The organism is Miniphocaeibacter halophilus, from assembly GCF_016458825.1.
Classification (GTDB): domain Bacteria; phylum Bacillota; class Clostridia; order Tissierellales; family Peptoniphilaceae; genus Miniphocaeibacter; species Miniphocaeibacter halophilus.
The window spans coordinates 1883706-1904839 of the sequence record NZ_CP066744.1 but is presented as its reverse complement, the minus strand read 5'-3'; the positions used below and the strand labels follow the sequence as shown (position 1 = coordinate 1904839).

The following is a 21134-nucleotide window of genomic DNA, read 5'->3' as shown; positions in this document are numbered from 1 at the left end:
ACCTATCCTAAAATAATATTTCCGTAAGCTTCTTTATATTGTTTCTTTTTCTTATCTTTTGAAAAAGCAAATAATAACGTCAACATTCCTACCCTACCTAAATACATGGTCAGAATAATCAATAATTTTGACACATTCGCTAAGTCAGGGGTAATTCCTCTACTAATTCCTACTGTAGCTGTAGCTGATACAACTTCATAAAAAACATCTAGTGGAGGAAATGGTTCTATAATAATTATTACTATGGAAACAAATAACACCCAAAAAGTAAAAATAATAAATACTGTAATAGCTTTAAAAACTTGTTCAAACCTTATACTTTTATTAAATACTACAATGTTTTCGTTTCCCTTTACTTCATTTATTACTGTAATTATTAATAATGCTAAAGTTGTAATTTTTAAACCACCTGCCGTACTAGCCGGTGCTCCTCCAATAAACATAGCAAGAATACTTATTATAGCACTACTATCATGTAAAGCAGCCTGGTCTATTGAGTAGTATCCTGCAGTTCTTAATGTAACCGATTGAAAGAAAGATGCTATTGTCTTATCCTTTGCACTAAGTCCCTTTAATGTTCCCGGATTATTATATTCTGCTATAAATATGAATATAGCTACAGACACTATTAGAAAAGCTGTTCCAATTAACACGATTTTAGCATGTAATGAATACTTCTTAAAATTAAATTTATATGCTGTTATATTTGTGTAAACATTGAACCCAAGTCCACCTAAAATTATTAATACAGCTATTGTTAGCATTACCAAAGCATTTGAATTATAATTTGTTAAACTTGAATCTCCTAAAATATCAAATCCTGCATTACAAAAGGATGAAATTGAGTGAAATATACTATACCAAATTCCCTTTCCTAATCCATATTCAGGTATAAATGAAATAGATAGTAAAGCGGCACCTACTAATTCAATAATGAAAGTTGATGCTAGTACATATTTTATTAACTTTACAAGTCCCTTCATATTGTCTGCACTTAATTGTTCTTTTATTACTAATCTTGAAGACAAGGTAATTCTCTTACCTAAGATTAATGCCATTAATGTTGACATTGTCATTATTCCTAGTCCACCAATTTGTATTAAAATAATAATTACAACATGTCCAAACGTACTCCAATGAGTAGCTGTTACTACTGGAGTTAATCCAGTAACACATACATTTGAAGTTGAAACGAAAAGGCAATCTATGTAATTTCCTACAGTACCATCTGCAGAAGATATAGGAAGCATTAATAAAAAACTTCCTATTATAATTACAGAAAAGAAGCCTAAAACCAAATATAATGATGGATTATCGATTATTCTTTTTTTTCTTATAGTTTTCATTTTTACCACTTCTTATATATTTAAATTATATATACTATTTATTTTAATTATTTGGGTAAACAAAAAAACCCCATGTTATGGGATTTAAGCGTTTTTAGCTATTTCTACTAATTGTGCAAATGCACTTGGATCGTTAATAGCCATTTCAGATAACATTTTTCTATTCATATTTATATTAGCTTTTTTTAAGCCGTGCATAAACTTACTATAGCTTAGACCATTTTGTCTAGATGCTGCATTTATTCTAGCAATCCATAATTGTCTAAAATCTCTTTTTCTTCTCTTTCTACCTATATAGGAGTAAGTCATCGACTTAATAACAGCTTCATTTGCTGTTTTATATAATGTAGATTTTGAACCATAATAACCTTTTGCTGCTTTTAATACTTTTTTATGTTTAGCGTGTGCTGTAACACCACGTTTAATTCTTGCCATTTAATTTTCCTCCTAATCTATAACTATGGAATCATATGATTGATTCTTTTTTGATCTCCACTGCTTACTAAAGTACCTTTTCTTAAATTTCTAATTCTCTTTGGAGATTTTTTAGATGTTAAGTGACTTTTGTAAGCTTTGAATCTTCTTAGTTTACCAGTTCCAGTTCTTTTAAATCTCTTAGCAGAAGCTCTATGTGTTTTCATCTTTGGCATAATATTCCTCCTAATTATTTATCTGTAATTGAGTTTAATATCATAATCATACTTCTACCTTCCATAGCAGGTCTTTTCTCAATTACACCATTTTCTTCAGTTAATTCAGCAAATTTATTAAGAACATCTCTACCTATTGCAGTATGTCCTAATTCTCTACCTCTAAATCTAACAGAAACTTTTACCTTATCCCCATTTTGTAAAAATTTATTTGCTCTTTTAGCTTTTACATTTAAATCATGAGTATCAATATTTGGGGAAAGTCTCACTTCTTTAACATTGATAGTTTTTTGTTTTTTTCTAGATTCTTTTTCTTTTTTTATAGTCTCGTATTTATACTTACCATAATCGATAATCTTACAAACAGGTGGATTAGCAGTTGGAGCTACATTTACTAGATCAAGATTACTCTCCCTAGCTAATTCTAATGCTTTGGCAATAGGAACAATTCCTTTCTGTTCACCTTTAGCATCTATTAATCTAACCTCTTTTGCTCTAATCTCATCATTAATTTGTAATTCCTTAATAATACACACCTCCGTGTTATAAATAAAAAATGGCAGGTAGAAATACCCGCCAAAATTACAAAAATAAACCGTAATTCAATTAATACCTTATTCATGTAATGATAAGGTGAGAGCGGATAACTCTACTTATTCAACATTGCATATTATACTATTAAATAATTTATATGTCAACTAATACTCACAATGACCTACAGTTCTTGGAAACGGTATGACATCTCTTATATTTGTCATTCCGGTTAAATACATTATCATTCTTTCAAATCCCAATCCATAACCACCATGTTTAGCAGTTCCATATTTTCTTAAATCTAAATACCAGCTATAATCTTCCGGATTTAAGCCCGCATCCTTAATCTTATCCAATAATACATCATATCTGTATTCTCTCTCACTACCACCAATTAATTCACCAATACCTGGAACTAATAAGTCTGTAGCAGCAACAGTTTTTCCGTCTTCATTTAATTTCATATAAAAAGCTTTTATTTCTTTTGGGTAATCTGTTATAAAAACCGGACCATTTGCAATTTTCTCACTTAAATATCTTTCATGTTCCGTTTGTAAATCTATTCCCCATTTTACAGGATAATCAAATTTTACATCTGCTTTTTCTAACACTTCTATGGCTTCTGTATATGTCATTTTCTTAAAGTCACTATTTGAAACCTTCTCTAGTCTTTCTATTAATCCCTTATCTATAAATTTATTGAAAAACTCCATTTCTTGCGGACATTTTTCCAACACATATTTAATAATATATCTAACCATATCCTCTGCTAAATTACATACATCTTCTAATTCTGCAAAAGCTATTTCAGGTTCAATCATCCAAAATTCTGCAGCATGTCTAGGTGTGTTTGAGTTTTCTGCTCTAAAAGTAGGACCAAATGTATATACATTTCTGTGAGACATAGCATATGATTCTACCTGCAATTGTCCACTAACTGTCAAATTAGTCTTTTTACCAAAAAAATCTTCAGAAAAATCCACATTACCATCTTTATCTTTAGGTAAATTATTTAAGTCTAAGGTAGATACTTCAAACATTTCTCCCGCACCTTCTGCATCGGAAGCTGTAATAATAGGTGTATGCACATATACAAAACCCCTCTCGTTGAAAAATTTGTGTATTGCATAACTTAATTCTGATCTTACTTTAAATACGGCGTTAAAAGTATTGGTTCTTGATCTTAAATGTAACAAAGTTCTTAAAAATTCAAAAGTATGTCTTTTTTTCTGTAAAGGATAATCATCAGATGACTTACCTTCTACTACTATTTCCTTAGCTTGAATTTCATATTTTTGTTTTGCATTTGGAGTACTAACTAATTTTCCATTTACAATAATAGCACTACTTAAATGTAATTTACTAACTTCTTCAAAATTTGCCAGATTTGAATCTACAACAATTTGAATAGGTTTAAATTGTGTTCCATCATGTAACTCAATAAAACCAAGTTTTTTCTGAAATCTTGAATTCTTAATCCAACCAGCTACTTCTATATCTTTGTCAATATATTTTTCATAGTTTTTTTCTAAGTCCTTTAATAATATCAATTTATTTCTCCTTTAACTTTTTCATATATTCTTTAATATTTGCTTCGTACCCTATATCACTTGGAATATAATATTTTTTTTCATTAAAATTATTTGGAAAATACCTTTGTTCCACATATGCATTTTCATAATCGTGAGGATATTTATACCCTTTGCCTATTCCGAATTTTTCTGCTCCTTTATAATGTGCATCTTTTAAATAATTAGGTATTTCTAAATTAGTATTACCATCTATATCATCCATTGCCTTTTTTATCGCTAAATAAGATCTATTACTTTTAGGTGCAGTTGCTAAGTACAAAACACCCTGGGCTAGATTTAATTGCGCTTCCGGTAAACCAATTATTTCAACTGCCCTAAAAACATTATTTGCTACTTGAAGTGCATTAGGGTCTGCGTTACCTATGTCTTCCGATGCAAATATAACCATTCTTCGGGCAATGAACTTAGGGTCCTCTCCTGATTTTATCATTTTAGCTAAATAAAGTATAGCTGCATCAGGGTCCGACCCTCTCATAGATTTAATAAATGCAGAAATCGTATTGTAATGATAATCTGAATCTTTATCGTATAAGTTTGTTGTATTTAAAAAAGATTCCTCAACGATTTTTTTATCTATTAAAATAACCCCTTCTATTGGCTCTGTAGATAGTACAGCCACTTCTAAACCATTTAAAGCAGCTCTAACATCACCATGTGATAATTTAGAAATAAAATATAATGTTTCTTCAGCAATTTTAACATTATATTTTTTTAATCCATTTTCCAAAATTAAAGCTCTCTTTAACGCTTTAACAATATCATCATCTGAAATATTTTTTAATTCAATTATCTTACATCTTGACAACAAGGCTTTATTAACCTCAAAATATGGATTTTCTGTAGTTGCCCCAATTAATGTAATTAAACCATTTTCAACATGTGGTAATAATGCATCCTGCTGAGATTTGTTAAATCTATGAATTTCATCAATGAATAATATTGTACCTTTGTTATAAAAACTTAAATTACTCTCTGCATTTTTTACAACTTCCTTTATATCTTTAACACCTGAAGTTACTGCAGATAATTTTTCAAATATTCTGTTAGTTGTATTTGAAATAATCATTGCCAAGGTTGTTTTACCTACACCTGGTGGCCCATAAATAATCAACGAACCTATTCTATCACTTTTTATTAATCTATCTAGAGGACTATTCTTGTAGATAATATGTTTTTGACCATAAAAATCCTCTAATTTTTTTGGTCTAATTCTATCGGCTAAAGGTGCATTTTTATTAATCGATTTTTTTCTACTATATTCAAATAAATCCATTTCTATCTCCAAACTTTTATTAGCATTTTACCATATCTTATATAAATATAAAAATAAAAAAAAGACAAGACTGTCTTTTTTTTATTAAAATTATTTTACTTTTTCTATTTCATCATAAAATGAATTCACATCTTGAAATTCTTTATAAACAGAGGCGAACCTTACATAGGCAACTTTATCAATTTTTTTGAGTTTTTCCATGATAATTTCGCCAATTAAGGAAGAAGGAACTTCTTTTAAATTTAAGTGGTTTATTTCCAGTTCAATTTCTTTAGTTGCTTTTTCTAAGTCCTCCATAGGAACTTTTCTTTTATAACAAGAACGAACCATACCATTTAAAATTTTATTTCTATCAAAAGCTTCTCTTTCTTGATTTTTTTTAATAACTATAAGAGAATTATTTTCATATTTTTCATAGGTTGTAAATCTTTTATTACATGATAAACACTCTCTTCTCCTTCTTATTGATGTTTCAGATTCCACTTGTCTAGAATCTACAACTTTAGTATTTGTTGAATCACAAAAAGGACATCTCATTAATTAAAAACCTCTTTTTTTCAAAAAGGAAGGAATTTCTAATTCATCTGTTTGATTATCTTTTTCAGAACCTTTATCCCCTTCTGATCTTTCATCTTTTTTCTTATTGTTTTCAGTATTGCCTGAAATAATATTTTTACCTAGTTTTTCATCAAAACCAGTAGCAATTACAGTAATTTTAATATCATCTTTTAGGCTTTCATCAATTCCAGCACCAAAAATAATATTTGCATCTGCATCAACTGCTTCTCTTATTAATTCTGAAGCTTCATTAATTTCAAATAGTCCTAAATCAGCACCAGTTATATTAATAAGTACCGCTTTTGCTCCATCAATAGATGTTTCTAACAATGGACTTTTAACAGCAGATCTAGCAGCTTCAACTGCTCTATTTTCACCTGTTGCTATTCCTATACCCATGTGAGCAATTCCTTGATCATACATTATTGCCTTAACGTCTGCAAAGTCTAGGTTAATTAAATTAGGTACAGCTATTAAGTCTGATATACCTTTAATTCCATTCATTAAAACTTCATCTGCCATAGAAAATGCTTCAGCCATAGTAGTTCTTTTTTCTGCTATTTGTAAAAGTCTATCATTTGGAATAATAACTAAAGTATCAACCTTATCCTTTAATGCTTCAATACCTTGTTCTGCTTGTAATTGTCTTTTTCTTCCTTCAAAAGCAAAAGGTTTTGTAACAACTCCAACTGTTAATATTCCTAATTCCTTTGCTATTTCAGCAACTATTGGTGCAGCACCGGTTCCTGTACCACCACCCATTCCTGCAGTTATGAAGACCATATCTGCTCCTTGTAGCATTTCTACTATATCGTTTCTACTTTCTTCTGCAGCTTTTTGTCCAACAGTAGGATTTGCTCCTGCTCCTAAACCCTTTGTTAATTTAGCTCCTATTTGTAATTTATTTTCTATTTGACTTGCAGTAAGGATTTGTTTATCTGTGTTAACAGCAATAAATTCAACACCTGATAAGCCACTTTCATGCATTCTCATAATAGCATTGTTACCACCGCCACCAACACCTACTACTTTTATTCTAGCTAAATCTTCATTATTGTTTACTTCCATCTCAAAGCTCATTTATATTCCTCCCGATTTTGTATTTTATTAAAAATAAATTCATCATTATATTTAATTCTATCATAATAACAATATTTTTATTTGAATTTTCTCTATTTTAGCCATTTTTAGCATCTTGTAAATTCATTGTACTTATGGTCTAAATATAATATTATTTAAATTGTTTTGGTGTATTTATGTGTCTTTTATCTATATTGTAAGTATGTTTCTTAAAAAAGTTATTTTTATCTTACCTATTTCAAAATTTTTGAAAAAGGTTTTTATATTTTAAAAAAGTTTATCTATCAGTTTTTATAATTATCTTGTTTGCTTAGTACAAAGTAATCTTTTTAATTCTTTGCTGATTTATTGTGTTTTAACCAAGGGTTTATCTATATTACTAACATTTATAATATAGGCATTTATATCATCAGTACTAATTTGTTCAACTAAGTCTTTTAATAGTTTCATTTTTTCTTCCAATTTGTTAGTATTGCCGATTATATACTTTATTGAATCGTCCCCATACAACACTATATCATTTATATCGGATAAATCATATTTTTCAATATTTATATTTGATTCATTTATGTTTTTAAATATAATTTTAATGTTTTTATCGTCAAATATACTGGCATCATTATTTTTTAGTAAATTAGCATCTACACCATTAATTTCTGGAATATTTTTTATGTTTTCAATTGTTTTATTGCTTATTTTCCCTAATCCATCTATATAGGAATAATTATCATCATTTTTTATACATGCGATTATTGTATTTTCAACTATCTCTATATTTACCGTATTTGGATATTTTTTTTCAATTTTAAAATCAAGTAAATTTTCTTTAATTAAATTTTTTTCTATACTTTTTTTGCTAGTTAAAAAAATATTCTCTCCTATTATATTAGATTTTTTTATTACATCATCTTCTTGAAGATATTTAATACCTGTAATATTTATTGTTTTAATATTAAAAAAGTCATGGGTAAATGCAAAAAAAGATGAGATTAATATTATTCCTACAAAAGTTATTAATAAAACTGTAAAAAAACCACTATTTTTTTTCTTGTCTTTTCTCTTGTTTTTTTTATAATTTCTTTTCTTTACCTGTTTCATTTACATATCCTTATATATTTCATCAATAATATTTTTTACAGCCTTCGGTGTTGCTAAAGTTTTTGCAGCTTCTTTCATCCTTTTAATTGTTTCGTTATTTGACACAATCTCCATAATAGAATCATACAGAGTATTTTCATTTAACTCATTTTCAAGTATTACTTTACTAGCTCCAACTTTTTCAAATTCTCTTGCATTGTATACCTGATGATTCTCTGTTGTATACGATTTTGGTACCAGTATACTAGGTAGTCCTAAAAATGAAAGTTCAGCCAAGGTTATAGCTCCGGAACTGGTTATTACCAAATCCGCTATACTATACGCTTTTTGAATATCTTTTAAATAGGGAAATATTTTATTTTTTGATAATTTATCTTCATCAATGCCTAGTATGAAATCTTCATAATTATTTTTTCCAGTTACATGAACAATTTGAAATTCATCATTCTTTTCTTTACTTACTATAAGTTTTTTTATTGTTTTATTTAATACAGCCGACCCATTTGATCCACCAAAAGAAAAAATGGTTTTTAAATCTTTTTTCAATCCATATTCTTCATATGTTTTATCTTTCAATTCTTCAATATTTTTAAATCTATTTCTAATAGGATTTCCTGTTACAATTGCATTTTGAGGATTTTTAAAATATTTTATACTTTCTTCAAATGTTACAAAATACTTATTTACAAATCTAGATAAAATTTTATTTGTTACACCTGGATAACTATTTTGCTCATGAAAATACGTCTTATACTTCATCAATGAAGCATTTAAGAGTACTGGTCCCGTTACAAATCCTCCTGTGCCTATAACAATATCAGGTTTAAAATTCTTTATGATTTTTTTTGATTGTTTTAATCCAAATATAAGTTCTTTAAAAGATCTAAAAGATTTTTTATTGAATTTTCTAGGTAGTCCCTCTACTCTAATACCTTTAAATTCTATTCCAAGTTTTGGTATAATTTCTGATTCCATACTATTAATTTTACCAACATATAATATCTCAATATTTTTATCTCTATTTTTTAACTCCTCAATAATTGAAACCGCAGGATATATATGTCCTCCAGTTCCTCCTCCAGTTACTATTGCTCTCATTTTACCTCCTATTTACAGTCCTTGAAACATTTAACACAATTCCTATCATAGTCATATAAACTATTAAAGAGCTACCTCCATAGCTAATAAACGGTAATGTTAAACCTGTAGGAGGTATTAAACCCAATGCTACTGCAATATTTGTAAAAGATTGGATTCCTAATAGTAGCATTATACCTATAACTAAAAACTTGGCAAATACATCTTTTAATGAAAATGCCAATTTCATCCCTAAATAGATTAAATAGATATAGAGTAAAATTATAATCATAGCTCCAATAAATCCAAGCTCTTCACATATTATAGCAAAAATAAAGTCATTATGAGCTTCTGATAAGTAACTAAATTTATGTCTACTCTTTCCTATTCCTACTCCAAAAAATCCACCATAGCTTATTGCAAATAGCGACTGAGCTAATTGCCATCCAGTGTTTGAAAAATCCTTTAAGGGATCTAACCAAGCCTCAATTCTAGAACTTCTACTATATATGCTTTTTGAACCTATTATTCCAATTATTCCAACAGCCCCTATTCCCAAAACTGCCAGTGTAAAATATTTCATATCTATACCTGCTATTATGAACATAGATACTATTAAGGCTAAGATTACCAACGTTGTAGATAAATCCGGTTGTTTATATACTAAAAAACCCGATATAGCTGCAAATAAAATCATGGGAACAAATCCATATGCTATTGTATTTATCTTTTTATAATTACTTGAAATATACCTAGAAATGGCAAATATTGTACCTAATTTTAGAAAGTCAGAAGGCATAATTGTTATACTTTTTATAGTAATCCATCTTTTAGCAGAATATGTTTCTACATCTCCTGTAAATAAAACTATAATCGAAAGACAGATTGTAAGAATATATAGTATAACTGCATATTGTTTATATATCTTATAGTCAATTTTAGACGTAATATACATTGCAACAAAACCTATTATTAAAAAGATTATTTGTTTTTTTACAAAATGATATGGATCGTTTTGTATTCTAGTTGCATATGGCCAACTCGCACTAAACACCATTACAGAACCTATAATAATAAGTATTATTGTTGTTATTAATATTTTATAATCTATGCTACCTTGTTTTCTTCTCACAGTTATTCCCCTAATTTATAAACTAATCGCTTAAAATCTTTTCCTCTTTCTATATAAGATTTATACATACCCCAACTAGCACAAGCTGGAGAAAGCAATGCAACATCACCATTTTCAGCAATTTCTTCTATAAGCTCAACTGCTTTTTCCATATTTTCAACAACAAATATATTACTATAACCGAATTTCTCAGCACTATTTTTAATCTTGTATTTGGTTTCTCCAAAGACTATTAATGATTTTAAATCATAATCCCCTGTTTTAAACAACTCATCAAAGGAAACTTTCTTATCGTATCCTCCTGCTATTAAAATAATAGGACTATTAAAGGAGTTTAAGGCCTTTAAAGTTGCATCAATATTTGTTCCTTTTGAATCATTGTAGAACTTTATTCCATTAATTTCTCTTACAAATTCTATTCTATGTTCTACAGGATTAAAAGTAATACAAGCTTCTCTTATTGTATTTATATCTATTTCTAAACAAATAGCCATTCCAACGGCTATTAAAGTATTTTGAACATTATGCTTACCTACAATTTTTAAATCTTTTGTATTAAGAACATATTCTTCAGAACCGTTATTGTTATAAATAATTTCTTCGTTTTTTTCATATATTCCATTTTTTAATTCTTTTATCTGAGAAGTACAAATTACTTTTGATTTAGTTTTTCTTATAATTTTTTTTATTATTTCATCATCACAATTAACAACTAAATAATCATCGTCCCTTTGAAATTTAAATATATTACTTTTATCTTCTATATACTTGTTATAATCTCCATGCCAGTCAATATGATCTTCACTTATGTTAATAATACCTGCTACTTTAGTCCTGAAGCTATTAATTGATGCCAATTGAAAACTTGATGCTTCTATAACAAAGTAGTCAATATTTTTATTATTGTAAATCTCCCACAACATTCCAACACCAATATTACCAATTGCCATAGCTTTTCTACCAGAAGTATTAATTATATGGGTTAATAACATTGTCGTTGTAGTCTTTCCATTAGTTCCAGTAATAGAGATTAAATTTTTATCTGGAAATAATCTATAGGCTAATTCTAAATCACTTATTATTTCCTTATTTAAATTTTTAAAATTCATTAATATTTCATTTTCTAATTTAATTCCCGGACTTTTTACAACAGTATCTATAATATCATAATTTATTTCATTTAGATTTTTAATAAGATTGTAATTATATTCTTTTAATGAATCTTCTACTGCACTAAAATCTTTTAAATTTTCATCAAAGGCATATACAGTATATCCTATTGAAGATAGAGTTTTTATAGTTGAAATTCCTGTAATACCAAGTCCTAATACAAAATAATTCATTTTCTGCTCCTATAAGAATAACAGTAAAGTTATTACTGATAATATTGTGCTTAAAATAGTAAATGATGTAACAATTTTTTGTTCCTTATATCCTTTTAATTCAAAATGATGGTGAATTGGTGACATTAAAAAAACTCTTTTTTTATTTCTTGTCTTATAACTAATTACCTGTATTATTACCGACATTGTTTCCATTACATAAACTCCACCAAGTATTATAAGATACAAGGACATATTAAATATTATACATGCCATTACCAATGCTCCGCCAATTGCCATTGAACCAGTATCTCCCATAAAAACAGATGCAGGGTTGGAATTATATACTAAAAATCCTATTAAAGCTCCTGTGAAAATAATACTAAATAAACTTATATTAGAGTTAAAATTAATTGCTATTATCGTTAAAGCAATAAAAACCGGAATAGTTACACTAGTAGCTAGGCCATCTAAACCATCTGTTATATTTGTAGCATTTACAGTTCCTATCATAATAAACGCAAGTATAGGATAAGCAAAAACCCCTAAGTTTAACTCAATGTTAATAAACGGTATTATAAAAGTTCCTATAGGTTTAATTGAAACTTGTGATGCTAAAAAAATCAATGCAAAACTTATTATTATTTGAAATATTATTTTTTGCATTTCAGTAAGTCCTAAGGATCTTTTCATTACTAATTTGAAAAAATCATCTACAAATCCTACTAATCCAAAACCTAACATTCCTAAGACTATTAATATATTTTCAAAACTATATCCTTTAAAAATCGCTAAAGTAATTAGAGTTGAAAAAACAAAAATAATTCCACCCATAGTTGGTGTACCAGCCTTAGAATAATGTGCCTTAGGTCCATCTTCTCTAATACTCTGTCCTATATGTGCTTTTTTTAAAATTTTAATTACTATTTTACCTAAAATTAAGGAAATTATAATACTAACTCCTAAAGGCAATAGTAAATCACTTTTAATATTTTCCATAAATCTCTCCTTTACTCAAATATTTATTATAACAAATAATTGAGCATTATAATAAATAATAGGCAAAAGAATAATCTTTAGCCTATTAATCACTTTCATATATAACTTCTAATTTACTTCCCGGTTCTATAAATTCATTATATTCAGGTATAGTTTTACTTACCTTTCCCTCTTCAATATTTCCCTTATTTTTTATTTCTATATCTAAGCTTCCAACTTCAATATTAACCTCTGACTTAGACATACCTATTAAATCCGGCACTTTTATTAAAGAAGTTCCTGAATCATCAGCCTTTAAATCAACTGTAGAATTTTTTTCGACTTTGGTACCAGCTTCAATAGACTGATTTGTAATTATAATTGAATCACTTAATGAAGTGTTTACTATATTCGCCTTCAAATCATTTTTTTCTAGTAGTTTTACTGCATTTTTTAACGATAAACCTATTAAGTCCGGTACTGTTGACTCTTCTATTTCCCCTGCAGTATAACTATGATCTTCTAAATTTTTATATTTTACTATTTGATTATTTATTTCTTTAGAAATAGAACCTGAAACAGCATTTCCTGAATTACTTCCCTGTGGTTCATCAACAACTACCAATACCGAATATTTAGGATTGTCAATTGGAAATGTCGAATAAAAAGAAGCAACTACTTTTTCAGAAGTATATTTTCCGTCTTCTATTTTTATTGTTGTACCTGATTTCCCACCAACTTTATAATTAGATGACTTAACTCCACTAGCTGCTCCATTTTCAACATTATTAGCTAGTAAAGCAAGCATTCTCTTACTCGTCTCTTCAGAAATCACCTGTCTTTTTACAGCAGGTCCTTCTTTGTCTTCTTTTCCTTCTATTTCTTTGACAACCTTTGGCTCTATAATATAGCCTCCGTTAACAATAGCATTTGCTGCAGTAATCATTTGAATTGGTGTTACAGCTATACCATGTCCATAAGACATTGTTGCCAATTGTGTAGAATTAATAGATTCTGCACTTTTAGGAATTATCCCCTTAGCTTCTCCATTAATATCTATACCTGTTACTTCACCAAAGCCAAAGGACTTTATATATTCATAAAATTTTGCATATCCTATATCCTGAGCTATTCTAACATAGGCCGGATTACAAGAATTTGCCAATGCTTCTTCCACAGTTTGATCGCCGTGAGGATCATACCATCTTATACATTTTATTTTTACTCCAGGAATATCTGTATAAATACCTTCACACTTATAGATAGATTTTTCATTTGCAGTATTTTCTTCAAGTGCAATTGCTGTTGTAATCAATTTAAATACAGAACCAGGTTCATATGTATCACTTATTGCAATATTTCGCCAAATATCATAATATTTTTCAACTTTTTCATCTTCAGAAAGAGTTTCTAATTCATTGCTTTCTTCTTTAGTTCGCCCTTGCCTTGGATTATTTGAATCATACCTCGGAAAATTTTCCATAGCTACAATTTTATTGGTTTTTGGCTCACTTACAATAATCGACAAACTCTTCGGTTGATATTTTTCATAAGCTTCTTTTGCGACATTAGCAACAATAACATTGATGTTTTCATCAATGTTTAATTTTATATTCTTTCCCTCAACAGCGTTGAGTTTCTTGTTTTTTTCAAAAGCTATAGGATTGCCTTCTCTTGTTCCTGAAAAAATATTTAAACCGGGTTTCCCCTTTAAATCTTCATTATAGTACTTTTCCACTCCGTACATACCATCACTATCCTTGTCTACAAAACCAAGTATATATGACAAAGAAGGGCTTCCAGGATAATATCTTTTATTTTCAACAGAAATGGATAAACAATTTAATTTTAACTCCTTAATTTCATCTACTTGTTTCTTTTTTAATCCATCTGCAATTCTAACTGTAGAGTCACTATTTATTATTTCATTTATTTCGTCTGTATTAATATTTAATATTCTACTTAAGCCATTAATTAAAACATCCCTTTGTTGTTGAGAAATTTTTTCAGGTATATAGTACAATACATTTACTTTTACCGACTCTGCTAATATATTTCCATTACTATCTAAAATATTTCCTCTATGGGCTGGTATTTCAATGGTTTTTTGTCTTTGTTCAGCTGCTCTTACTCTGTATTCAGAATTGTATAACCATATAAGCCTAACTGCAAAAATAGCCACTATAAATAAGGATATTAAAAAAATAGCAATAGTTCTATTTTGAAATGTTTTTTGTAACTTTGAAAAATTCTTATTCTTTTTCATATTCTGTCTTATCTTTTACTCCTGCTAACAATAATTCTTCATTTTTATCTTTGCTATCTATATTATCATAGTTATTCTTATTAGATAAATAATAAAATTGATTTTCTTCAGGATAAGACATTCCTAAATTATATTTAGCTATTTCTTCAATTCTTTCAGAAGATGAGTACTTTGCTATTTCCATCTTATATTGATCCCTTATAGTTTCCATTTCAGTTATATCGGATTTTATTTGTGTTATTTCCAAACTAGCATTACTCAATGTAATGTAACCATATAAGGTTATGGCTATTAACAACAAGTTAACAATACCGTAAATAGAAATTATTAACTTCTTTGCATTTATTGCACTTTTGGTTTGTGCTCTATTAATGGTTTTTGTTTTATTGTATTGCCTATTTAAATTCTTTTTTCTTTTTTTTATTCTTTTTTTAGGAACTACTATATCCTCTTCAATTTCCTCATAGTAATATTCAAAACTACGTGCCTCCATTTTAATCCCTCACTCTTTCAACAATTCTTAATTTTGCACTTTTAGATCTAGGATTTTGTTCTATCTCTTCTTCAGATGGAACAATTGGTTTTCTTGTGATGATTTTAATCTTCTTTTTCTTATTACATACACATATTGGAATTTCTGGAGGACATATACATGAAGTATTTAAATCTTTAAAAATATTTTTAACTATTCTATCTTCTAATGAATGAAAAGTTATTATACATAGTCTTCCACCAAAATTTAAATAATCTATCATTTTAGGAAGAACTTCTTCTAAAACTCCCAACTCATTATTTACTTCTATTCTTAATGCTTGAAATACTCTTTTTGAATAATGTCCTTTTGACCTTCTTCTAACATCAACTGGTACAGCACTATCTATTATTTCAACTAAATCAAAAGTTGTTCTTATCTCTTTATCTTTTCTTTTTTCAACAATAAAATCAGCTATTCTTTTTGACCATTTTTCTTCTCCATACTTGTAAAATATATCTGTTAACTCCTTAGATGAATAGTTGTTAACAATATATTTTGCTGTTAATTCTTGAGATTGGTCCATTCGCATATCTAATTCACTATTGTGAATATATGAAAATCCTCTTTCATCCTTATCTATTTGATATGATGAAACCCCTATATCCATTAAAATTCCATCAACTTTATCTATCTTTAATTCATCTAAAATTTCACAAAAATATTTAAAGTTTGATTTTACAAAAGTAATGTTTTCTATAAAATCACTTAGTTTTATTTTTGCTGCCTCTATTGCTTCAATATCTTGATCTATACATATTAGTCTTCCATTTTTTAGTCTCTTAGCAATTTCTAAAGAATGGCCTCCACCACCTAAAGTACAGTCAATATATATTCCATTAGGTTTGATTTTCAAACCATCTATTGTTTCGTTTAATAAAACCGAAATATGCTTAAATTCCATATTTACCTCTAAAAATCTATGTCTGTCATTTTTTCAGTTAAAATGTCATAGTTTAAATTATCATCATCGTTATATGTTTCCCAAGCTTCTTTATCCCATATTTCTACTCTTGAAGAAACTCCTATTATTATGGCTTCTTTATTTAGTCCTGCATATTTTCTTAATGTTTGTGGCAATAATACTCTTCCCATTTTATCTAAAGAAACACTTATTGCACCTGCATAAAACAATCTAGCAAGACCCCTTGTTTCCTTTCTGGATAATTTAAGTCCGTTTATTTTTTCATCCATCTTAACCCATTCATCTTCTGGAAAAACAAATAAACAGTTATCCATTCCTTTTGTGATGAAAAATTCTTCTCCTAACTCGTCTCTAAACTTTGATGGCATAGTTAATCGGCCTTTTGTATCTAAATTATGTTGATATTCACCAATAAACATTTCCCACCACCTTAAATCAAATTCTTGACACTTTTCCCCACTTTTCACCACTTAATATTATGATACATTAAATTTTACTATAAAACAACGCAAACATTAGTTCGCCGAGTTTCTTAATTATTAAAGATAAGCTTTAAATTTCAACAAAAAAAAGACGAACTAAGTCGTCTTTTAAAAATTAAATTTTTTTATTTATTTTTTTATTTTTTATTATATAAATTATAATTCCCACTACTACTAAAATTAAGCTAAGTATTTGAGAAACCCTAAAGTTAAAAATGTATAAACTGTCTATTCTTAATCCTTCTACAAAAAACCTCAATATTCCATAAAGAATTAAATACAGACTAAATACTTGCCCTTCGAACTTCCTATTTCCTTTACATATTTTATATAATACTAGAAATATTATAAAATCCCCTAATGATTCATAAAGAAAAGTAGGATGAACTTTTTCGCCGTTTATTATTATGCCCCATGGAAGATTTGTCGCTACACCATATGCTTCTTGATTTATAAAATTACCCCAACGTCCTATACTCTGACCTAAGGCTATAGCAGGCATAAAAATATCTACAACTTTAAAGAAACTTAATTTCTTCTTCTTTAAATATATAGCACCTACAAGAAAAGCACCTATTAATCCACCATAGATTGCCATACCGCCATTACGTGTATTAAGTATCTCCCATAGATTATCCTTATAATCATCCCACTGAAAAGCTACATAATATAATCTAGCTCCAACTATTGCTGCTGGAAGAGCATATAATAATATGTCTATTACCGTATCCGGATTTATATTATTATATTTTGCTAATTTAGTAGCTACTGCCATTCCTAATATAAATCCTATGCAAATTATAATAGCATACCACATTATTTCAATTCCAAATATTTCAAAGGCAACTGGATCAAAATTAAATTCCATACTATGCCTCTAAATCATCTGGAATATTCCAATTATGATAAACATTTTGTACATCATCATTGTCTTCCAAAATATCTATTAACTTTACTAAATTCTTTATATCTTCTTCATTTGATACATCTATTTCATTATTAGGTAAATATACTAATTCTGCTGTAGTAAATTTGTAGCCTTCTTTTAACAGAATATCTCTTACTGTAGAAAAATCTGTCATTTCTGTAATAATTTCAAATTGGCCATCTTCAGAACTAAAGTCTTCCGCTCCTGCATCAATAGCAGTCATCATGACTTCTTCTTCATCATAGTCACCTTGATCCATTATTAAAAGCCCCTTACGTTCAAAGGTAAACATAACAGAACCTGTTTGGCCTAAATTACCACCGTATTTATCAAAAGCATGCCTTACTTCTGGAGCGGTTCTATTTCTATTATCTGTTAAGCAACTTACTATAACTGCCACTCCAGCCGGCCCATAACCTTCATATACCACTTCTTCATAATTGTCCTGCTCATTAGAACCTGAGCCCTTTTTTATAGCTCTATCTATATTATCATTTGGCATGTTTTCTGCCTTTGCTTTTTCTATTGCTGTTTTTAAAGATGCATTGTATTCAGGATCTGATCCACCTTCTTTTACTGCAACTATTATCTCTCTTGCTAGTTTAGTAAATACCTTACCTCTTCTAGCATCTTCACTTCCTTTTTTGTTTTTAATCTTACTCCATTTATTATGTCCAGCCATACTATTCTCCTCTATAAACAAATTTTTCCGGCATATGTTTTTTATGTTGATTTATTCTTTTAAGATGTTCAACTTTTTTTATTAATTCATCACTGCCTTTTCCAGTTAAAATATAATTATCTAATTCCTTATAAGTAAAACCAAATTCATCTTCATCACTTTGTCCTTCCCATAAACCTGCTGAAGGTTTTTTTCTATTATTTTTTTAGGAACTCCAAGATATTTGGCAAATTCTAAAACCTCTGTTTTAGTTAAGTCGAGTAGTGGTGAAATATCAACTCCTGCATCACCATACTTTGTCGAATACCCTATAGTATATTCTGAAAGATTAGTTGTTCCTGAAACAAGGAAATTATTATTTTGAGCATAATAGTATAAGGTAATCATTCTAAGTCTAGGTTTTATATTTGCATAAGCCATTTCATTTTTATTCTTTTCAAATTTACTAATTAGATTTTCATAACTTTCTGATAAATCTATAGTTATATAATTAATATCAAATGCTTTTGCTAGTAAAATTGCATCTTCCATATCGAATTTTAAACTATTTATAGGCATAATAATTCCTAAGGAATTATTATTAAAAGCTTTTTTACCAATTACAGCTACAACTGCTGAATCTAGTCCACCACTTAATCCGTAAACCAGTCCCTTTGTATTAGCTTTTTTTGAATATTCCTTTAACCAACTTATTAAATCTTTTTCTAGTTTTTCACAGTTCATTTTATCCCTCAATATATAATTTATTATTTTTTGTAGTTAATAATAATACATTATCTATTATTATTTTTACATTGCCACTTGTCAAATCTAAAATATCTTTTTTAAATTTTTCAACGACTTCCGATTTTATATAAAGCTTTATAATAACCTCAGTTTCAAAAATTTTATCCAATATATAAAATTCGTTTTCTTCTATATAGTTTAAAAGTCTGCCGTAGCTATTATAATCCACTTCTATACTAATTTCAGAAAATTCTTGTTTTTCAACTATTACCGCTTTGTTTGTAACTTCATTACAAGCAGAGGAATAGGCCCTAATTAATCCTCCGGCTCCCAATAATATTCCTCCAAAATATCTTGTGACTACAACACAAATATCTGTTAAGTGCTTTTTCTTTAATATTTCTAGTATAGGAATACCCGCTGTACCACTAGGTTCACCGTCATCTGAGTAGCGCTGAGTAATCATTTTCTCACCTATAATATATGCATAACAATTATGTCTTGCTCCTGGATTTTTCTTTTTAATCTTTTCAATAAAATCCATTGCTTCCTCTTCACTACTAACAGGCGAAGCATATCCTATAAATCTTGATTTTTTAATTTCTATTTCTATAGTTTCCTCTTTATATATAGTTTTATAACTCATATTACTCCTTAAAATATTTTAAAAACAACTCTTTTTCCGATTTTAATACCTTTGCTTTAATATTAATATATTCACCATAATCAACAAATAGATTATATCCCTTATCTTTCAATTCTCTAACTATGTTCTGATTCTTTCTATCATAAGACAGATCCATATTAATATTCACATATTTATATTCTAAAGTCTTTTCTATTTCATGTAATAATATTTCTATATCATTTTTATTATAGGCAGAAATATAGATATTATTATCCAATAGAATGTCCTTGTTATAAACCATTTCTTTTTTTATATCTGTTTTATTAAATACATTAATAATAGGTATATCCAAAATTTCCAAACTATTTAGAATTTCATAAGTTGTTTCTATTTGTTCCTCTATGTTTTCACTAGAAGAATCTATTATATTTAAAATACAATCAGAGTATTTTATTTCTTCTAATGTACTTTTGAAAGCTTCAATTAAATTAGTTGGAATATCCTCTATAAACCCTACAGTATCAGCAATTAAGAATTCTAATCCACTAGGTAATACACCTTTTCTAGTTGTTGTATCAAGAGTCATAAACAACATATTTTTCTTTGCAAATACCTCAGACTGTTCTTTTTTATAAAAGTTGGTTAATTCATTTCCAATTGTAGATTTTCCTGCGTTTGTATAACCTACTAAAGATACAATAGGTATTTTAGAATCAACCCTATTTTTACTATTTATAATTCTAGTAGATTCTATTTTTTCAAGCTTCTTCTTTATTCTATTTATTTCTTTAGATATTTTTCTTCTATCTAGTTCTAGTTTTTGCTCTCCTAGTCCTCTTGTTCCAATTCCTGCACTTGCTTTTGACAGATTTTTCCTAAAGCCTACTAATCTAGGTAACATATATTCCATTTGTGCTAATTGGACCTGTAGCTTAGATTCTTTACTTCTAGTTCTATTTGCAAAAATATCTAAAATTAAACTAGTTCTATCAATTATCTTCTTATCGATTAAGTCACTTAGATTTTTTAATTGGGAGCCACTTAAATCATTATTGAATACAATAGTATCGGCCTCTAGTTCTTCAGCTAAAAATTTTATTTCTTCAGCTTTTCCCTTCCCTATATATAATGAGCTATCGATGAATTTTCTCGAACTAACTACTTCCGAAACAACTTCTCCCTTATTTGCTATAATCAAGTTTTTTAATTCATTTATTCTATTATTATAATCGATTTTTGTATTTGGTAACTTTACTGTTACAGCTATTATTTTTTCTTTCATATTTTTACTCCACCAAGTAATTATATCAGTTTTGTAATATCAT

At 28.1% G+C, this 21134-nt stretch carries 21 protein-coding genes and 1 pseudogene; all 22 read right to left on the bottom strand.

Annotated elements, in window-relative coordinates:
- Nucleotides 1-2: 2 nt before the first annotated feature.
- Nucleotides 3-1346 (bottom strand): TrkH family potassium uptake protein, encoded by a 1344-nt coding sequence (locus JFY71_RS09530; protein WP_243660556.1) that lies wholly within the window; start codon nucleotides 1344-1346, stop codon nucleotides 3-5.
- An 84-nt stretch (nucleotides 1347-1430) separates the two neighbouring features.
- Complete coding sequence (rplT, locus tag JFY71_RS09525) at nucleotides 1431-1781, bottom strand: 50S ribosomal protein L20 (RefSeq protein WP_243660555.1); 351 nt, start codon at nucleotides 1779-1781, stop codon at nucleotides 1431-1433.
- Nucleotides 1782-1804: 23 nt separating this feature from the next.
- Nucleotides 1805-1996, bottom strand: a complete 192-nt coding sequence (gene rpmI, locus JFY71_RS09520; RefSeq protein WP_243660554.1) for a 50S ribosomal protein L35 — start codon at nucleotides 1994-1996, stop codon at nucleotides 1805-1807.
- Nucleotides 1997-2010: 14 nt separating this feature from the next.
- The gene (gene infC, locus JFY71_RS09515) at nucleotides 2011-2532 is read right to left on the bottom strand and encodes a translation initiation factor IF-3 (RefSeq protein ID WP_243660553.1); all 522 of its coding nucleotides are present in this window, start codon (nucleotides 2530-2532) and stop codon (nucleotides 2011-2013) included.
- A gap of 162 nt (nucleotides 2533-2694) precedes the next feature.
- Complete coding sequence (asnS, locus tag JFY71_RS09510; protein WP_243660552.1) at nucleotides 2695-4080, bottom strand: asparagine--tRNA ligase; 1386 nt, start codon at nucleotides 4078-4080, stop codon at nucleotides 2695-2697.
- 1 nt (nucleotide 4081) lies between these two features.
- On the bottom strand, nucleotides 4082-5395 hold the full coding sequence (locus JFY71_RS09505; RefSeq protein WP_243660551.1) for a replication-associated recombination protein A: 1314 nt from the start codon (nucleotides 5393-5395) through the stop codon (nucleotides 4082-4084).
- 90 nt (nucleotides 5396-5485) lie between these two features.
- Complete coding sequence (gene nrdR / locus JFY71_RS09500) at nucleotides 5486-5932, bottom strand: transcriptional regulator NrdR (RefSeq protein ID WP_243660550.1); 447 nt, start codon at nucleotides 5930-5932, stop codon at nucleotides 5486-5488.
- Nucleotides 5933-5935: 3 nt separating this feature from the next.
- Nucleotides 5936-7033, bottom strand: coding sequence for a cell division protein FtsZ (ftsZ, locus tag JFY71_RS09495; RefSeq protein ID WP_243660549.1), 1098 nt, complete (start codon nucleotides 7031-7033; stop codon nucleotides 5936-5938).
- A gap of 345 nt (nucleotides 7034-7378) precedes the next feature.
- Nucleotides 7379-8131, bottom strand: coding sequence for a cell division protein FtsQ/DivIB (locus JFY71_RS09490; protein WP_243660548.1), 753 nt, complete (start codon nucleotides 8129-8131; stop codon nucleotides 7379-7381).
- On the bottom strand, nucleotides 8132-9229 hold the full coding sequence (gene murG, locus JFY71_RS09485) for an undecaprenyldiphospho-muramoylpentapeptide beta-N-acetylglucosaminyltransferase (RefSeq protein WP_243660547.1): 1098 nt from the start codon (nucleotides 9227-9229) through the stop codon (nucleotides 8132-8134).
- 1 nt (nucleotide 9230) lies between these two features.
- A complete protein-coding gene (gene ftsW / locus JFY71_RS09480) occupies nucleotides 9231-10340 on the bottom strand; it encodes a putative lipid II flippase FtsW (protein WP_243660546.1) in 1110 nt (369 codons plus the stop codon).
- A gap of 2 nt (nucleotides 10341-10342) precedes the next feature.
- Entirely contained in the window at nucleotides 10343-11683 is a 1341-nt protein-coding gene (murD, locus tag JFY71_RS09475; RefSeq protein WP_243660545.1) for a UDP-N-acetylmuramoyl-L-alanine--D-glutamate ligase, read from the bottom strand.
- Between the two features lie 9 nt (nucleotides 11684-11692).
- Nucleotides 11693-12661 (bottom strand): phospho-N-acetylmuramoyl-pentapeptide-transferase, encoded by a 969-nt coding sequence (mraY, locus tag JFY71_RS09470; protein ID WP_243660544.1) that lies wholly within the window; start codon nucleotides 12659-12661, stop codon nucleotides 11693-11695.
- A gap of 85 nt (nucleotides 12662-12746) precedes the next feature.
- Nucleotides 12747-14906, bottom strand: a complete 2160-nt coding sequence (locus JFY71_RS09465) for a penicillin-binding transpeptidase domain-containing protein (protein ID WP_243660543.1) — start codon at nucleotides 14904-14906, stop codon at nucleotides 12747-12749.
- Nucleotides 14893-15399, bottom strand: coding sequence for a septum formation initiator family protein (locus JFY71_RS09460; RefSeq protein ID WP_243660542.1), 507 nt, complete (start codon nucleotides 15397-15399; stop codon nucleotides 14893-14895). Before JFY71_RS09460 ends, JFY71_RS09465 begins: the two co-directional genes overlap by 14 nt.
- Before the next feature lies 1 nt (nucleotide 15400).
- Nucleotides 15401-16342 carry a 16S rRNA (cytosine(1402)-N(4))-methyltransferase RsmH gene (rsmH, locus tag JFY71_RS09455; RefSeq protein ID WP_243660541.1) on the bottom strand — a complete coding sequence of 314 codons (942 nt, stop codon included), beginning with the start codon at nucleotides 16340-16342 and terminating at the stop codon, nucleotides 15401-15403.
- An 8-nt stretch (nucleotides 16343-16350) separates the two neighbouring features.
- The gene (mraZ, locus tag JFY71_RS09450) at nucleotides 16351-16782 is read right to left on the bottom strand and encodes a division/cell wall cluster transcriptional repressor MraZ (protein ID WP_243660540.1); all 432 of its coding nucleotides are present in this window, start codon (nucleotides 16780-16782) and stop codon (nucleotides 16351-16353) included.
- A 178-nt stretch (nucleotides 16783-16960) separates the two neighbouring features.
- Nucleotides 16961-17713, bottom strand: a complete 753-nt coding sequence (gene lgt, locus JFY71_RS09445) for a prolipoprotein diacylglyceryl transferase (RefSeq protein WP_243660539.1) — start codon at nucleotides 17711-17713, stop codon at nucleotides 16961-16963.
- A 1-nt stretch (nucleotide 17714) separates the two neighbouring features.
- A complete protein-coding gene (locus JFY71_RS09440) occupies nucleotides 17715-18455 on the bottom strand; it encodes a YebC/PmpR family DNA-binding transcriptional regulator (RefSeq protein ID WP_243660538.1) in 741 nt (246 codons plus the stop codon).
- A 1-nt stretch (nucleotide 18456) separates the two neighbouring features.
- A pseudogene (nadE, locus tag JFY71_RS09435) lies at nucleotides 18457-19178 on the bottom strand (NAD(+) synthase).
- A 1-nt stretch (nucleotide 19179) separates the two neighbouring features.
- Entirely contained in the window at nucleotides 19180-19827 is a 648-nt protein-coding gene (locus JFY71_RS09430) for a YigZ family protein (protein ID WP_243660537.1), read from the bottom strand.
- A gap of 1 nt (nucleotide 19828) precedes the next feature.
- Nucleotides 19829-21091, bottom strand: coding sequence for a GTPase HflX (hflX, locus tag JFY71_RS09425; RefSeq protein WP_243660536.1), 1263 nt, complete (start codon nucleotides 21089-21091; stop codon nucleotides 19829-19831).
- Between the last annotated feature and the right edge of the window lie 43 nt (nucleotides 21092-21134).

Excerpts from the sequence above, each read along its gene's own strand:
- JFY71_RS09530 (WP_243660556.1), bottom strand. The coding sequence starts at position 1,346 with ATGAAAACTATAAGAAAAAAAAGAATAATCGATAATCCATCATTATAT.
- rplT (WP_243660555.1), bottom strand. The coding sequence starts at position 1,781 with ATGGCAAGAATTAAACGTGGTGTTACAGCACACGCTAAACATAAAAAA.
- rpmI (WP_243660554.1), bottom strand. The coding sequence starts at position 1,996 with ATGCCAAAGATGAAAACACATAGAGCTTCTGCTAAGAGATTTAAAAGA.
- JFY71_RS09505 (WP_243660551.1), bottom strand. The coding sequence starts at position 5,395 with ATGGATTTATTTGAATATAGTAGAAAAAAATCGATTAATAAAAATGCA.
- nrdR (WP_243660550.1), bottom strand. The coding sequence starts at position 5,932 with ATGAGATGTCCTTTTTGTGATTCAACAAATACTAAAGTTGTAGATTCT.
- ftsZ (WP_243660549.1), bottom strand. The coding sequence starts at position 7,033 with ATGAGCTTTGAGATGGAAGTAAACAATAATGAAGATTTAGCTAGAATA.
- JFY71_RS09490 (WP_243660548.1), bottom strand. The coding sequence starts at position 8,131 with ATGAAACAGGTAAAGAAAAGAAATTATAAAAAAAACAAGAGAAAAGAC.
- murG (WP_243660547.1), bottom strand. The coding sequence starts at position 9,229 with ATGAGAGCAATAGTAACTGGAGGAGGAACTGGAGGACATATATATCCT.
- murD (WP_243660545.1), bottom strand. The coding sequence starts at position 11,683 with ATGAATTATTTTGTATTAGGACTTGGTATTACAGGAATTTCAACTATA.
- mraY (WP_243660544.1), bottom strand. The coding sequence starts at position 12,661 with ATGGAAAATATTAAAAGTGATTTACTATTGCCTTTAGGAGTTAGTATT.
- JFY71_RS09465 (WP_243660543.1), bottom strand. The coding sequence starts at position 14,906 with ATGAAAAAGAATAAGAATTTTTCAAAGTTACAAAAAACATTTCAAAAT.
- JFY71_RS09460 (WP_243660542.1), bottom strand. The coding sequence starts at position 15,399 with ATGGAGGCACGTAGTTTTGAATATTACTATGAGGAAATTGAAGAGGAT.
- rsmH (WP_243660541.1), bottom strand. The coding sequence starts at position 16,342 with ATGGAATTTAAGCATATTTCGGTTTTATTAAACGAAACAATAGATGGT.
- mraZ (WP_243660540.1), bottom strand. The coding sequence starts at position 16,782 with ATGTTTATTGGTGAATATCAACATAATTTAGATACAAAAGGCCGATTA.
- lgt (WP_243660539.1), bottom strand. The coding sequence starts at position 17,713 with ATGGAATTTAATTTTGATCCAGTTGCCTTTGAAATATTTGGAATTGAA.
- JFY71_RS09440 (WP_243660538.1), bottom strand. The coding sequence starts at position 18,455 with ATGGCTGGACATAATAAATGGAGTAAGATTAAAAACAAAAAAGGAAGT.
- JFY71_RS09430 (WP_243660537.1), bottom strand. The coding sequence starts at position 19,827 with ATGAGTTATAAAACTATATATAAAGAGGAAACTATAGAAATAGAAATT.
- hflX (WP_243660536.1), bottom strand. The coding sequence starts at position 21,091 with ATGAAAGAAAAAATAATAGCTGTAACAGTAAAGTTACCAAATACAAAA.